At 68.6% G+C, this 13,863-nt stretch carries 16 protein-coding genes; 7 read left to right on the plus strand and 9 right to left on the minus strand.

Features of this window, described 5'->3' with window-relative positions; translation table 11 throughout:
- Nucleotides 1-57: 57 nt before the first annotated feature.
- Together OG394_RS16530 and OG394_RS16535 are read left to right on the plus strand one after the other, a co-directional pair.
- Entirely contained in the window at nt 58-675 is a 618-nt protein-coding gene (locus OG394_RS16530; RefSeq protein ID WP_328996254.1) for an RNA polymerase sigma factor, read from the plus strand.
- A complete protein-coding gene (locus OG394_RS16535; protein WP_328996255.1) occupies nt 672-1,775 on the plus strand; it encodes a CU044_5270 family protein in 1,104 nt (367 codons plus the stop codon). The genes OG394_RS16530 and OG394_RS16535 overlap by 4 nt, the downstream gene beginning before the upstream one ends.
- 17 nt (nt 1,776-1,792) lie before the next feature.
- Here the strand turns inward: OG394_RS16535 and OG394_RS16540 are convergent, their stop codons facing one another.
- The gene (locus OG394_RS16540; protein ID WP_328996256.1) at nt 1,793-2,077 is read right to left on the minus strand and encodes a WhiB family transcriptional regulator; all 285 of its coding nucleotides are present in this window, start codon (nt 2,075-2,077) and stop codon (nt 1,793-1,795) included.
- Nucleotides 2,078-2,268: 191 nt separating this feature from the next.
- On the opposite strand from OG394_RS16540, the gene gndA reads away from it, so the two are divergent.
- The 3 genes from gndA (at nt 2,269) to OG394_RS16555 (ending at nt 4,962) form a co-directional block, all read left to right on the plus strand.
- Complete coding sequence (gndA, locus tag OG394_RS16545) at nt 2,269-3,714, plus strand: NADP-dependent phosphogluconate dehydrogenase (protein ID WP_328996257.1); 1,446 nt, start codon at nt 2,269-2,271, stop codon at nt 3,712-3,714.
- A 117-nt stretch (nt 3,715-3,831) separates the two neighbouring features.
- Nucleotides 3,832-4,260, plus strand: coding sequence for a DUF6319 family protein (locus tag OG394_RS16550; protein ID WP_328996258.1), 429 nt, complete (start codon nt 3,832-3,834; stop codon nt 4,258-4,260).
- Between the two features lie 138 nt (nt 4,261-4,398).
- Nucleotides 4,399-4,962: a DUF6817 domain-containing protein gene (locus OG394_RS16555; protein ID WP_328996259.1), complete on the plus strand. Its 564-nt coding sequence runs from the start codon at nt 4,399-4,401 to the stop codon at nt 4,960-4,962.
- A gap of 48 nt (nt 4,963-5,010) precedes the next feature.
- Here the strand turns inward: OG394_RS16555 and OG394_RS16560 are convergent, their stop codons facing one another.
- Complete coding sequence (locus OG394_RS16560) at nt 5,011-5,430, minus strand: hypothetical protein (RefSeq protein ID WP_328996260.1); 420 nt, start codon at nt 5,428-5,430, stop codon at nt 5,011-5,013.
- Nucleotides 5,431-5,553: 123 nt separating this feature from the next.
- Here OG394_RS16560 and OG394_RS16565 point away from each other — a divergent pair, with 123 nt between their 5' ends.
- A complete protein-coding gene (locus tag OG394_RS16565) occupies nt 5,554-5,877 on the plus strand; it encodes a hypothetical protein (protein ID WP_328996261.1) in 324 nt (107 codons plus the stop codon).
- Nucleotides 5,878-5,916: 39 nt separating this feature from the next.
- Complete coding sequence (locus OG394_RS16570; RefSeq protein ID WP_328996262.1) at nt 5,917-6,279, plus strand: hypothetical protein; 363 nt, start codon at nt 5,917-5,919, stop codon at nt 6,277-6,279.
- Between the two features lie 84 nt (nt 6,280-6,363).
- On the opposite strand, the gene OG394_RS16575 is transcribed toward OG394_RS16570, so the two are convergent.
- The 7 genes from OG394_RS16575 to OG394_RS16605 all read right to left on the minus strand — a co-directional run bounded on the left by OG394_RS16575 (nt 6,364) and on the right by OG394_RS16605 (nt 13,832).
- Nucleotides 6,364-7,110: a PIG-L deacetylase family protein gene (locus OG394_RS16575; RefSeq protein WP_328996263.1), complete on the minus strand. Its 747-nt coding sequence runs from the start codon at nt 7,108-7,110 to the stop codon at nt 6,364-6,366.
- Between the two features lie 9 nt (nt 7,111-7,119).
- On the minus strand, nt 7,120-8,421 hold the full coding sequence (locus OG394_RS16580; protein ID WP_328996264.1) for a D-arabinono-1,4-lactone oxidase: 1,302 nt from the start codon (nt 8,419-8,421) through the stop codon (nt 7,120-7,122).
- Entirely contained in the window at nt 8,418-9,572 is a 1,155-nt protein-coding gene (locus OG394_RS16585; protein ID WP_328996265.1) for an amino acid deaminase/aldolase, read from the minus strand. Before OG394_RS16585 ends, OG394_RS16580 begins: the two co-directional genes overlap by 4 nt.
- Before the next feature lie 35 nt (nt 9,573-9,607).
- On the minus strand, nt 9,608-9,961 hold the full coding sequence (locus tag OG394_RS16590; RefSeq protein ID WP_328996266.1) for a hypothetical protein: 354 nt from the start codon (nt 9,959-9,961) through the stop codon (nt 9,608-9,610).
- Nucleotides 9,962-10,341: 380 nt separating this feature from the next.
- Nucleotides 10,342-11,673, minus strand: coding sequence for a M15 family metallopeptidase (locus OG394_RS16595; protein WP_328996267.1), 1,332 nt, complete (start codon nt 11,671-11,673; stop codon nt 10,342-10,344).
- Nucleotides 11,674-11,802: 129 nt separating this feature from the next.
- Complete coding sequence (gene dapC / locus OG394_RS16600; protein WP_328996268.1) at nt 11,803-12,909, minus strand: succinyldiaminopimelate transaminase; 1,107 nt, start codon at nt 12,907-12,909, stop codon at nt 11,803-11,805.
- Nucleotides 12,906-13,832, minus strand: a complete 927-nt coding sequence (locus tag OG394_RS16605) for an alpha/beta fold hydrolase (RefSeq protein ID WP_328996269.1) — start codon at nt 13,830-13,832, stop codon at nt 12,906-12,908. Before OG394_RS16605 ends, dapC begins: the two co-directional genes overlap by 4 nt.
- Between the last annotated feature and the right edge of the window lie 31 nt (nt 13,833-13,863).

Below are 13,863 nucleotides of genomic sequence, written 5' to 3' on the forward strand. Positions count from 1 at the left end.
AGCGAACGCTGCCGCGGGACCCATCGGGTATCCGTCGACGGCTGACGTAGGAGTTCGATGACCACCCTGATCCATGATCCGCCGGCGCAGCGGATGACGGACTCGGTCAGTGCCGAGGACGCCGCTGCCGATGCCGAGGCGATCGCGGCGTCGGTGCGCGATCCCGACCGGTTCACGCCGATCTTCGACCGGCACTTCGCGGCCATTCACGCGTACGTCGTACGGCGCCTGGGGGTCGAGGCGGCCGACGACATCGCGGCTGAGACGTTCCTGATCGCGTTCAACCGGCGGAACCGGTTCGACCGGCGTAACGGGATCGCCCGCGGCTGGCTATTCGGTATCGCCACCAACCTCATCCGCCGGCACCAGCGCGACCAGCTCCGCGGCCGCCGCGCCGTCGCCAAAGCCGGCCCACCGCCGGTCGACGGGGCCCACGACGATCCGGTCGGCACCGGCGTCACCGCCCGCCTGACCAGCGAGCCGTTGGCCAATGCCCTTGCCCAGGTCAACGCCAAGGACCTCGAAGTCCTGCTGCTGGTCGCGTTCGCCGAGCTGACGTACGACGAGACCGCGGCCGCCCTCGGCATCGCGTACGGCACCGTCTGCTCCCGGCTCGCCCGCGCCCGCCGCGTGATCCGAACCTCTCTCGACTCTTCCCCGAAGGACCTCCGATGACCGAACTCGACGACCTGCTCGCCGCCTCCCCCACCCCGCGCCCGGCCGCGGCGGACGTGATGCGCAACGCCCGCGGCGATCTGCACGACCTGGTCCGCCAGGCCCGGAAGACCCCACGCCGTTCCTGGCTGATGATGCACCGGCGCCACCTGGTCACCGCGGGCGTCGCCACGCTCGCGATCGGCGGTCTCGGTGGGCCGCTACTGCTCTCCGCTGCGAGCCCGGCCGATTCTGGCCCGCCCTCGCAGGCTGGACCGGCACCGGTGGCGACGACGCCCGCCGAGCGACCGGTGACCAGTGATCAATTGCTGCTGTCGGCCGCGTCGTACGCCGAGTTGCAGGCGACCACCGGCAAGTACTTCCGGAATCGCCAGTTGAGCATCCACAGGTCCCAGCGGATCGGGACAGGCGCCGCGTCGTACCGGCTGGAACAGCGCACGATGATCGAGAACTGGACCGGTGCGCCCGGGCAGAAGTCGTACTATTCGAGCCGCCATCTCAGCGCCAAGCCCGCGACGGCCTCCGATCGGGAGAAGTGGCTCGCGGACGGCGCCCCGAAGCAGTGGAACCTGGGCCCGGCCGACAGCGCCGAAGCCCGCGACGTGATCATCACGATGGGCCCGGGCAAAGCGCGATTCGGTGAGGCGACCGACTCCGACCGGTACTACCTGCTCGGTGACAAGAGCCAGACGGCGGCCGAGATCGCCAAGCTGCCGACCGATCCGGCCGCTCTGCGCGCGCTCTTCCTCAAGGACAAGGCGGCCGACGTCGCCGAGGCGCGCTGGCTGCTGGGCAAGACGCACAACCTGCTCTTCTGGACTCCGGCACCGCCCGCCGTCCGCGCGGCCGCGTTCCGGATGCTCGCCGGAACGCCCGGCCTGAAGGTCGAGCCCGGTATCCGCGACGGCCTCGGCCGTACCGGCACCGGCATCACCGCCACCGGCAACGGCGACACCCACCAGCTGGTCATCGACCCGAACACCGGCCGCCTACTCTCCGGCCGCTACAACAGCCAGAACATCAAGATCGGCGAAAACCTCGCCCTCGAATCCGGCTGGACCAACGCCACCCCCAAGCCCCTCCCCGCCACAGCCAAGTAGCTGTCTCAATCCGCTGATCAAGCTGGGAGGTCGGTTCGCTCCGGACGTTGAGGGCGTTCGGGGCGGCCGCGGCGGCGGCCGTTGAGGAAGCGTTCGCCGGCGGCGGTGCCGGTGAAGCCGGTTGCGCGGGCCCACTCGCGGCATTGGTCGAGGACCGGGCACCCGGTCAGGCAGACCTCGCGGGCCTTGCGCTGCTGCCAGGCGCTGGCGGTCTCGTCGTACGCGGGGGCTTGGCCGATACACGCCGCCTTGGACATCCAACGGTCGGCGGGGTCGGCGATCACGGTCAAGGTTGGCCTCACCACTAGATAATCTCAACCAAATTACTGTACTTTGCGGCCGTCTCACGCTGCGGGACGGCCCAGCAAGGGTCCACGCGGTGGAATCAGGATGAGCGGCAAACGGTTCCACCCTGCTGTCCGGCTCACTTGGGCCGGACAGCAGACTGGTGTCCGCATGGTTCGTCGTTCAGCCCTCACCCGCAGGAGACTTGATGAGCTCAGCAGCTCAAGCCCAGATCGCCGTCACCGGACTGGCGACGATGGGTCGCAACCTCGCCCGGAACCTGGCCCGCAACGGATTCCGCGTGGCCGTGCACAACCGCAGCAAGGCGAAGACCGACGCCCTGATCGCCGAGTTCTCCGACGAGGGCGAGTTCACCCCGGCCGACGATCTGCCCGCACTGGTCGCCGCTCTGGAGACGCCGCGCAAGGTCATCATCATGGTCAAGGCCGGTGCGCCGACCGACGCCGTCATCGAAGAGCTGGTGCCGCTGCTGGACCAGGGCGACATCGTCATCGACGCCGGTAACGCGCACTTCGCCGACACCCGCCGCCGGGAGAACGCGCTGCGCGAGAAGGGCCTGCACTTCGTCGGCGCCGGGGTCTCCGGTGGCGAGGAGGGTGCGCTGCTCGGGCCGAGCATCATGCCGGGCGGTTCGCCCGAGGCGTATGCCGCGCTCGAGCCGATGCTGACCAAGATCGCCGCCCACGTCGGCGACGAGGCCTGCTGCTCGCACGTCGGCCCGGATGGCGCCGGCCACTTCGTGAAGATGCTGCACAACGGCATCGAGTACGCCGACATGCAGCTGATCGCCGAGGCGTACGACCTGATGCGCCGCGTCCTCGGTCTGAAGCCGGCCGAGCTCGCCGAGGTCTTCCGCACCTGGAACTCGGGCGACCTGGAGTCGTTCCTGATCGAGATCACCGCCGAGGTGCTGGACCAGGTCGACGAGTCGAGCGGCGGCCCGTTCGTCGACGTCGTGCTGGACCAGGCCGAGCAGAAGGGCACCGGTCGCTGGACGGTGCAGAGCGCCCTCGACCTCGGCATCCCCGTCAGCGGTATGGCCGAGGCCGTGTTCGCCCGCTCGCTTTCGGGCGACGTTCAGCGCCGTACGGCGGCCAGCGGCGTACTACCCGGCCCCGAGGACATCCCGGCCGACGTCGACCGGGACAAGTTCATCGACGACGTACGGCACGCGCTGTACGCCTCGAAGCTGGTGGCGTATGCCCAGGGCTTCGACGCGATCCGCGCGGCCAGTGACGAGTACGACTGGAACATCGACCTCGGCGAGGTGTCGAAGCTCTGGCGCGCGGGCTGCATCATTCGCGCGAGCTTCCTCGACCGCATCAAGGAGGCGTACGACCGGGACGCGGATCTGCCGTCGCTGCTGGTCGACGACTACTTCAAGAACGCCGTCGGCGAGGCGCAGGACTCGTGGCGCCGGGTGGTCGCGACCGCGGCCACGGTCGGCGTACCGGCGCCGGGCTTTTCGGCCGCGCTGTCGTACTACGACGGGCTTCGCGCCGAGCGGCTGCCGGCGTCGTTGATCCAGGGATTGCGCGACCTCTTCGGTGCGCACACCTACCGGCGGACCGATCGCGACGGCAGCTTCCACCTCGAGTGGGCCGGCGATCGCAAGGAGCACCAGACGGACTGAGGTTTGCCCAGGGCGGCGGAGGCGATTTCGCTTTTAGTCGAACGTGTGTTCTACTGTGAGCACAGCGCCTTCGTCGCTCCGGTGCGGCGAAGCAGGTATGAGGAGTTCGCCGCAACCATGACTGTAGACACTCTCACCGCAGAGGCCGGTATCACCGACAGCGACACGCAGGTCACTCCGGAGTCCCCGGAGAGCGCGCCTGTGGCCGAGGCACCCGAAGCACCTGTTGCCGAGGCAGTGGAGAAGCCGAAGAAACGCGCGACCGCGGGCAAGAAGACCAAAACGATGGAGCTCACGCTCACCGTCACGGGCACCGCCGATGGCGAATGGACGGCCGAGCTGAAGCAGGGCAGCAGCTACCTGGCTCGCGGCCTCGCCGTTGCCGCCGCGGCTGTTTCGCGTGCGGCCAAGGAGCTGCACGAGGACCTGTCCGGCCCGATCGACGAGGTCATCGACGCCGCCCGCGAGCAGCAGGCCGCCCGCGTCGCCGCCCTCGAGGCCGAGCTGGAGGCCGCCCGCAGGACCCTGGCCGATCTGGCCGAGTAGTAGCGCGAGCAGCAGCTGGGTCGAGTAGACGTGCAGGGCTTCTCGCCCGGTGATCTCGTGACGACACTCACAGTCATCGGGCGAGCCGCTCCCGCTCGGCGTACGGTGTTTTTCCCGGGCGGATCGCGGAGGCAGCACATGACCACTGTCGAAGACCTTGACGGCCTACTCCAAGTGCGCGGTGCCGATGACCTCGAGCACGCCGGCGGCACTTTGTTCGTGCACCTGCACCGAGTCGCGCGACGACTGTCCGGCCTCGGCGCCTCGCAGGACCTCGTCCTTGCCGCGCTGGCCCACGCGGCGTACGGCACGGACGGTTTCCCGTCGAGCCTGTTCGATTGGCAGACCGAGCGCGGTGTGCTCAGATCCGTCATCGGCCCGGACTCGGAGCGACTCGTCTACCAGTACGGCTGCTGTGCCCGCGAGGCCAGTTGGCCCGGGCTGGCCGAGCACCAGACCGTGCAGGACCGGTTCACCGGCGCCAGCTACGAGCTGACCGCCGGCGAGCTTCGGGATTTCGCCGATCTGAGCATCGTGAACGAGCTGGACGTGCTCGACCACGCGCCGGACCTTGAGCCGCAGCTACGCGAATACCTGTCCGACCTCGTGCCGCGCTGGACCGACATCCTGTCGCCGGCCGTTCGCGACCACGCCCAGGAGCGACTCGGCATCCCGGCCGGCCGCACGCCAGAACCTTCCTGATCCCACCGACAACACCGGCAGCCAGCGCGGCTGCCAGTGCCCTGCGCCCTAGGCGTCTCGGGGTACGTCGAGTTCGGCGCGGAGGTGGGGTGGATTCGGCAGCGGGTTGCGGGGTTCGCGATCGCCTGCGGTGCCGGGCTCGCCCGGATCGGCAGGGTTGACCCAGGAGCGGACGAGGGTTGGGCATTTCCCGCGAGCGAGGCGGTGCACGTCGATCTGACGGACCTGGCTCGCGGGAATGCCGAGCACGGCGAGGGTCCGGTGGGTCAGCTCGTTGGCACGGTCGGGGTTGCGGGAGCTGAATTTGCGGTGCAGCACAATGGCGATCTCGCCGTCGGGCCGTGGTTCGACGCGCTCGAAGCGCATGCCCTCGGACAGACCGCGGCCCTTCAGGGTGAGGTCGATGGCGTCGGTCCGGCACAACTGCCGTCCAACCTGTGCGCGGGCGATCACTTCGTAACGGGCCATGTACCGATCATCTGTCGGTGATCGGCCCTTTTCCAGGGATTCACAATGTACCTGCCAAACTCATTGCTGACAGACCAGGTTCACCGAGGGGAAGCGCTCGTGGCGCACGTGGATGCTGGGGACATGGCGTGGGAGCCACCGTGGTGGTTACTCGTCTTCGGCCCGCTGATGTGGCTGTTGCTGTCCGCGCTGGCGTATGACCGTCGCGGCTGGACGATCGCCGCAGTGGTCGCCGTACTGCTGGCGCCGTTGGGAGCTCCGGTGTCGGCGCTACTGCGTTGGGCGCACCAGCATCCGCAGCTGGGCGCGATCTACTGCGGACCAGTGGCCTTCGCGCTACCGATCGTGGCCACGCCATTGCCGATCTGGGTCTGCGCGGCCGTCGGCTTCGGCGGTGCGCTGATCGCCCTCATGCTCGGCGCGATGCGCGGCTTCGCCCACAGCTGACCTCTGGACCTCGACCGGGTGGCGTCGGATCATCAAAAGATGGCCCGGTACGACGTGATCGTGCGGCTCCGCACCGGCTGGCCCGTCTCCGCCTCCGGCCTGGTCCACCTGCGCCAGGTCGGCCGTCAACTGCCGGGCCGTTGCCGACTGCGCGGGATCCTGGTCTTCACCGAGGGCTACATCGAACTGACCATCCGGATGCAGAGCCCCGGCCATCTCGAAGCCATCGACCAAGCCCGCCTGCTCCTCCCCCGATTCGGCTTCCCCCGCCACGCCCTCCGCCGCGTCGAGATCTACCGCCCGCACCCCCTCCCCAGCCACCGCGCCCTACTCGCCTGCTGGCACCCCCGCACCAACCCCACCAAACCAGTCCCTCCCTCCGGCACCCGCGCCGCCGCCTGACCCCCGATCCGCCCTTCGCCGCGAGCGGTCAGACGCGACCACTCGCGGACAAGGAAGGACGGAAGGAAGGACGGGAGGAAGGGGCTAGGACCAGCCGAGGTTGTAGACCTCGAAGGGGGCGGCGAAGGTGGTGCCGAGGCGGGTGCCGGTCTGGCGGGAGAGGCCTTCGAGGAATTCGGCCGGGTCGAAGTGTTCCCAGCCGAGGCCGTCGATGTAGGCCTTGTGCGCCTTGAGGGATTCGACGCCGGACTGGAAGGTGTCGGTGGTGTCGGCCGCGTGCCGGGCGAGGGGTGAGCCGGCGGCCCAGACCTGACGTACGCCGCCCCACGGTTCGCCGCCTTCGCCGGGGAAGATCCAGCGGTTGCCTGCATCGCGGACCGCGTCGAGTACGGCGCGGCCGGTCGCGATGTGGTCGGCCTGGTTGAGGAAGCCGCCCGGGAAGGTGTCGCGGAAGTTGCCGGTGATGACGATCTCCGGGCGATACCGCCGGACCACCCCGGCGATCACCAGGCGCAGCTCGACGCCGTACTCGATGATGCCGTCGGGCAACCCGAGGAACTCGACCGAGTCAACGCCGACGATGCGCGCCGATTCGATCTGCTCGGCCTCACGCACCGCGCGGCACTGCTCGGGCGCGAGTCCGTCGATCCCGGCCTCGCCCGAGGTGACCATGCAATAGCCGATCTCCTTGCCCTGACCGGTCCACCGGGCCACGGCAGCGGCCGCGCCGAACTCCATGTCATCGGGATGCGCGACGATCGCGAGGGCGCGCTGCCAGTCTTCGGCGAGCGGTTCCAGCGGTTCGAGCGGTTCAAGCGGCTCTGGTGTCATGCCCCGAGGCTAATCCCCGAAGACCTGCCGGGTGTAGGTATTTGCGAACACCCGATCCGGGTCCACCCGATCGCGCACGGCCAGGAAGTCGTCGAAACGGGGATAGCGTTCCCGAAGATCCTCAGCGCCGAGCGTGTGCAGCTTGCCCCAATGCGGACGTCCGCCGGCGGCCTTGGCGATCTGCTCGAAGGCGGCGAAGTACCGCTCGTGCGGCAGCCGGTGGTACTGGTGGATCGCGACGTACGCCGTCTCACGGCCGTAGGCGGTCGACAGCCAGACGTCATCCGCCGCGGCAACCCGCACCTCGATCGGGAACGGGATGTGCTCGCCGGAGGCGTCGATCCAGGCCCGTAGTTCGCGGACGACGGCGGCCACCTCCGAGCGCGGTACGGCGTACTCGGACTCCTTGAAGCGGACGTTCCGTTCGGTGCAGAAGACCCGGTCCGACGCGTCGACGTACTCACGAGCCGTCAGCGCCCGAGACGCGAAAGCGTTGATCCGCGGTACGACGCTGGGGCGGCGTGCGCCGAGGCGGTTCGTCCACTCGAAGACGCGGTTCGACAGGAGGTCGTCGTCGAGCCAACCGCGGAACCGGCCGATCGGGCGCGGGCCGACCTCCGGACCGACCCGGTTGTTCCGTTTCGTCAACGCCACCGACGTATGCGGGAACCAGTAGAACTCGAAGTGATCGTTGCCGTCGGCAAGTACGTCGAACGAATCCAGCACCTCGTCCACCGGCATCGGGCCCTCCTGCGCGTGCAGCAGGAAGGCCGGCACGCACTGCAACGTGAGCGAGGCCAGTACGCCGAGAGCGCCGACCGAGACCCGGGCGGCATGGAAGAGCTCCGGATCCCGGTCAGCCGTACAAGAATGCACTGCGCCGTCAGCCGTGACCAGGTCCAGACCGATGACCTGGGTCGCGAGACCACCGAGGCGAGCGCCCGTGCCGTGCGTACCGGTTGAGATCGCACCCGCGAGCGTCTGCTTGTCGATGTCGCCAAGGTTGGCCATCGCGAGATCGAACGCGGCCAACCCCTGGTTGAGGCGATGCAGGTCCGTCCCCGCTCCGACGACGACCTCGCCGGTCGAGCGATCAGCGCGTTCGATCGACGCGAGACCGTCGAGCCGGACCATCACCTCGGCCGGTACGGCGCACCCGGTGAAGGAATGCCCGGAGCCGACGGCCTTCACCTTCTTCCGAGCGGCGGCAGCTGTGCCGACGGCCGAGGCGAGCGCATCAACCGAGGGCGGCGTGAGCACCTCGGCCGGGGTGGCGGACTCGGTCCCGGACCAGTTACTCCACCGCGTCACCCGAAGTTCTTCCCTTCACCCCGGTACGTCGGCAGCGGGGTGAGCTGGTCACCGTCGATCGCGTACAACGTGTTGAACCGCTCGCACATCTCGCCCGCCTTGGCATGCCGCATCCAGACCCGATCACCGATGCGCAGGCCGTCGGCGGTATCGCCCCGGACCGGAGTCTGCACCTCGCCCGCGCCCTCGGTGCCGATCAACTTCAAGCCGAACGGCCAAGCCGGCTTGGGCAACCGGGACTTGCCGGCGCCACCGCTGGCGATGTACCCACCGCCGAACAACGTCGCGAACCCGCGCCCGGGTCGACGTACGACGCTGAGGGCGAAAGCGACGGCCGGCTCGGGCTGGAAGACGTCGTACCGGTCGAAGAGGGTCGGACCGAACAGGCCGGAACCGGCGGTGACCTCGGTGACGACCGGGTCCGCGCTACTGATCTCGAGGCTGCCGGTGCCGCCACTGTTGACCAAGTTCACCGAGCCGACCTGCTTGACCGCGTCCACCACGGCCCCACGACGATCGGCAAGCTCTGCCGCGGAACGGCGCTTCACCCAGCGAACGGCCGGCGAGCTGTCGGGCATACCCGCGATCTGGGCCTCGTAGAACATCACCCCGACGAGCTCGAACCGGTTGTCGTCGGCAACGATCCGGGCGAGGGCCTGCACCTGCGCGGGCGTGCGCAACGGCGAGCGCCGGACGCCGAGGTGCTGCCCGAGCAATCGCAGCGAGGCGTCCACGTCGAGGCACACCCGGATCCGCGCGCCGTCGGGAGCGACCGACCGGATCAGGTCGAGCTGGTCTTGGTCATCGATCATCAGCGTGATCCGGGCCGCGGCCTCGGCGTCGGCCGCCAGTTCGCGCAGCGCCGCCCGGTGCACGGTCGGATAGCCCATCAGGATGTCGTCGAACCCGTTTCGCGCCAGCCAAATCGCCTCCGGCAGCGCATACGCCATCACGCCTTGGAAGCCCGGCCGGGCCAGCGCCTCGGTCAGCAGCGACCGGCAGCGCACGGACTTGGCCGCCACCCGGATCGGCGTACCGCCGGCTCTTCGGACGAGGTCATCCGCGTTCCGCCGGAAAGCGGCGAGATCGACCACGGCGAAGGGCGGATCAAGCTCGCTGGTGATTGGCGAGTAGCTACTGAAATCGGCCATGCTGGCAGTGTAGGCAGCAGAAACTGAAACCTTCGCTACTTTTCCATCACGGCAGCCAACTCCTGTGCGGCTTTGCGGCTCCACGCGAGGTCGGCCGCGGGCTCACCGGCCGCGCTCGCCAGTAGACCCACCGACTTGCCCTTGAGCGCTGAGACCTCGATGAAGGACTCACCGGCCTCATACCGCCGGATGACCGCTGCAGCAGCCGGCTCGTTCCACTGGGGCTCAACCGTCAAGGCGCCTCGACCGCAGGCCCGCATCCGCAGGTTGTAGCCCTGGTAATAGGCGGCGGCCTGGTCGGGCTTGTCGAACCGCAGGATCAGTGCAGTGGCAGGAGCACCTCGGGCGTTGCGGTAGGCGCCCTGCAAGGCATGAGTCGGCACAGGCATCGCCGTGTCCGGTAACGGCTGTGAGCACCCGACAGGCAACGCCTCGAACGCTGCCTGGTGTGGATCGCGTCGCCTGGTCCAAGTCTTGTTGCCCTGGAAACCGTGCTCGGCGCCCCCCGGGTCGTTGTACGTCTTCCAGCCACTTCCAAGCGCCGTGGGCTTCGGGAGATTCTCCGCATTCACCGGACCGGCAGAGGCGGGCGGAGGCGCCGTAGCTAACTCCGGCTTCTCGGGAGGCGTCGCAGCGTTAGTGCCGACCGTCGGCGTCGCTGTCGTCGTCGGCGTTGGAGGCGTTGGAGAAGACGCCGGCGGCCCAGACGTGTCAGCGGAACAACCAGCGGCCACAACCACCAGCAGTACTACGAGACCGCGTACGCCGTTCATCGCGGCTGGAAGTGCTGGTAGTCGGGATTACGCCACAGGGCTCCCCAGATGTACGCCTGCGCCAGGAGCGCCTTGGTCGGCGTACTGCCCTTGAAAAGCATGCCCGGACGAGCCCAACTGCGATTGCGGTACGACAGGCCGTTGCTCGGGTACCAGACGCCGTTGGCCGCGAGGTACGGGTTCTCGACGGTGTTGATGTCGATCGCGTAGCCGTAGCTGTGCGGGGACAACGCATACGGGTTGCCAGTCACCTGGCGGCAGTTGAAGGCGGACGTGTTGTCGGCCTCCATCGCCTTGATGTCGCTACCGCCGAACACGTCGACCCGCTGCATCCGGCGAATCGGGAAACGGGCGATCACGGCTGCGTTCCATACGCTGATCATCTTCGATACGGCCGCGTCGCGCACGATCAACTCGCCACGATGCAGGCGCGCGTCGAAACCCCAATGCGTCAGCACGAGCCGCCGCAACTTGGACGGTCCGACCGGACAGCCGCTGCGGTACGTCGACGGGATGTCCGACGCGGTGACGGTGTAGACGCGCGGATTCAGGTAGGCGTGCACGGTGAAAGTGGCGGCGGACGTGTACTCCGCGGCGGGCTCGACGGTCCGGGCGCGAACGGTCCAGCGAGTGGGAAAGTTGTCCGGCACGGCGGCACGGAAGTTGCCCTGGGCATCTATCCCGACGGTTCGCAGGCCGCGCCAGGTCCCGCCGGAGAGATAGTCGAGCACGACCTGGCGACCAGGCTCGGCCGGGGTGACCTTGCCGCTGACCGAGACACCGGTGAGGGCGACGTACGCCGAGGCGGGTTTGACCAGGACGATCGAGCGATTGCTGATCGTGCCGTACCGGATGGGCGAGCGGCCGAGCTTGCCGGAATACGAGCCACCGATGACGGCCTGCAGAGTCGGATGGCCAGGGGCCGACCAGGTGTGGGTGATGCGGTACGCGCCGCCGGTCGTCGTCCGGGTGGTGCCGCGCAGAACCCAACCGGAGCTGGTGTTCTGCCACAGCGAGATGAACCAGCCGGACGCGCCCGTCGAGAGTCGGCCGCCCAGCACGACCGGGCGATCCTCCCACTGCGGCGCGGGCTGGTCCAACGTGAGACCCAGCGCGGACGTCGTCGGCTCGACCGGCGACGGAGTGGGCTCAACAGGATCAGCCGGCGTGGGATCAACAGGCGTCGGGGTAGCTGTAGGCGTCGGCGAGACAGGCACCGAAGGCGTCACAGACGGAGTCGGCGAAGGCGATTCAGACACCGAAGGCGAAGGTGAGCCGCTAAGTATCACCGTGATCGCCGAAACGACGCTGACCATCGTTCTGAGCATGCCAAGCCCCTCTCCCCCGGAGCCCCACGGCTCCACGCCTGTACTACACAGACGTCCCCAGCTCCCGAAATGTCACACCTCGAAAGCCCGTCTATCTATCAAGACGCACTCCGGGACCGGAAGGTTGGATCAACCGGCCAACCGTTTTGCGGCCGCGTCCACCCGCTCATCGGCACCGGTCAGCGCCACCCGCACATGCCGCTCCCCTGCCGCCCCATAGAACGATCCAGGCGCCACCAAGATTCCGAGCTCGGCCAGCGCCGCGACGGACCCATAGGCGTCGTACGACGGATGCGTCGCCCACAGGTACAACCCTCCCTCCGACAGGCTGATCTCCCAACCGGCCGCCGTGAGCGCCTCCCGCAACACCGCGCGCCGCCGGACGTACCGCGCGCGCTGCTCCTCGACATGCTCGTCATCGGCAAAAGCAACCGCCATCGCAGCCTGGATCGGCGCCGGCACCATCAACCCCGCATGCTTGCGAACGGCCAGCAGCTCGGCGACTACCTCCTCGTCACCGGTCACGAAGCCCGCGCGATACCCGGCCAGGTTCGACCGCTTCGACAGGGAGTGCACCGCCAGCAGGTTCGCGTGGCTGCCGCCGCACACGTCCGGGTGCAAGACCGACTCGGGCTTCGAGTCCCACCCGAACTCGGCGTAGCACTCGTCACTCACCAGCAGTACGTCGTTCGCCCGGGCCCACTCGACGGCCTGGCGCAACTCGTCGGCCGAGGTGATCTCGCCACTCGGGTTGCGCGGGGAATTGAGGTACGCGATCCGCACCGGCCCAGCGTCGTACCCGATCGGCGAGACCACGGGCAAGCTCGTCGCCCGGGCGAGCGCGGCGCCGGCCTCGTACGTCGGGTAGGCCAGATCCGGGATCAGGACGGTATCGCCCGCGCCAACACCGAGCAGCGTCGGCAGCAGCATGATCAGCTCTTTGGTCCCGATGACCGGCAATACGCCGCGCTGCGGGTCAATCCCGGCCACGCCGAGGCGCCGGTCCATCCAGTCGACCGCCGCCTGCCGGGCCGCCGACGTACCCAAAGTGGTCGGGTACGCCGGGGCGTCGGCCGCCTCGGCGAGCGCCGTCCGGATCAGCTGCGGAACCGGGTCCACCGGACTGCCGATCGAGAGGTCGACGATGCCGTCGGGATGAGCGGCCGCCTTCTCCTTGTAGGGGACGAGTTTGTCCCACGGGAAGTCGGGCAGCCGGCTGGAGGTCTTTTCCGTCACCCGTGCATTGTCTCCCGGACCTGCCGCACGTCGTCGCTCACCACCTGATCCGTGGACAGGAAGTCGGTCACCGACAGCACCACCAACGGGTCCCGCAGGATCCGGTTATGCCCCAGGCCGTCGGTCAGCTCGAGCCGAGCATCCGGCCAAATCCGGGCGATCTTCTCGGAACCGGTGTACGGCGTTTCGGCGTCACCGCGGTCGTGGATCGCCAGCAGCGCGGGCAGATCCCGCTCCTCCACCAGCTCGTCGATAATCCGAACCGCCTCGAAATCCGCCAGCGGCCGCCCGATCCGCCGGATGAAGCGCGCCTGGAACCGCGCCACGATCCGCGGCCCGAACCCGAAGACCCGCTGGTATCCCGCGAGCGCGTCCGCGAAGTCGGTCGCGGCCGACAGGTAGACCACCCGCCGCGCGCTCAGTCCCTCCGCCAGCGCCAGGGTGGTCGCCGCCGCGCCGAAAGAGTGCGCCACCACGCCGTACGCCGGACCGTGTGCGGCGATCATCGCCTGCAAGGCATCGGCGAATTCCGGCATGGTCGACGTGCCGGGTCCGTGCCGGCTGGGGTCGGACGCGCCATGACTCGGTACGTCGAACGCGATGACGCGGAATCCCGAATCGGTGAGCGGAGTGATGAAAGCGGCCAGCTGCAAGGCCCAACCACCCCAGCCGTGGAAGAGGTAGACCGTCGGCCCCGAACCCCACGCCGTACCGCGAATGGTCCCGCCGTCCAGCGGGGCCTCGATCGGCGTACCCGCGGGCAGTTCGACACGGAGGCGCTTGGCCCGATCCGGCACCACGGGCAGCCGGAACCAGATCCGGTCCAGGATTCGCGCGCCCACGCCGGGAGCGACGTACTCCGTGATGCGGAAGGCTGATCGCAGCAGAATAAACCGACCGTTCGTGCTTTTCTTTGAACTCATGTCCGCACTCCTCGAAAATTCAGGAAATCAG

This window comes from Kribbella sp. NBC_01245 (assembly GCF_036226525.1).
GTDB lineage: Bacteria > Actinomycetota > Actinomycetes > Propionibacteriales > Kribbellaceae > Kribbella.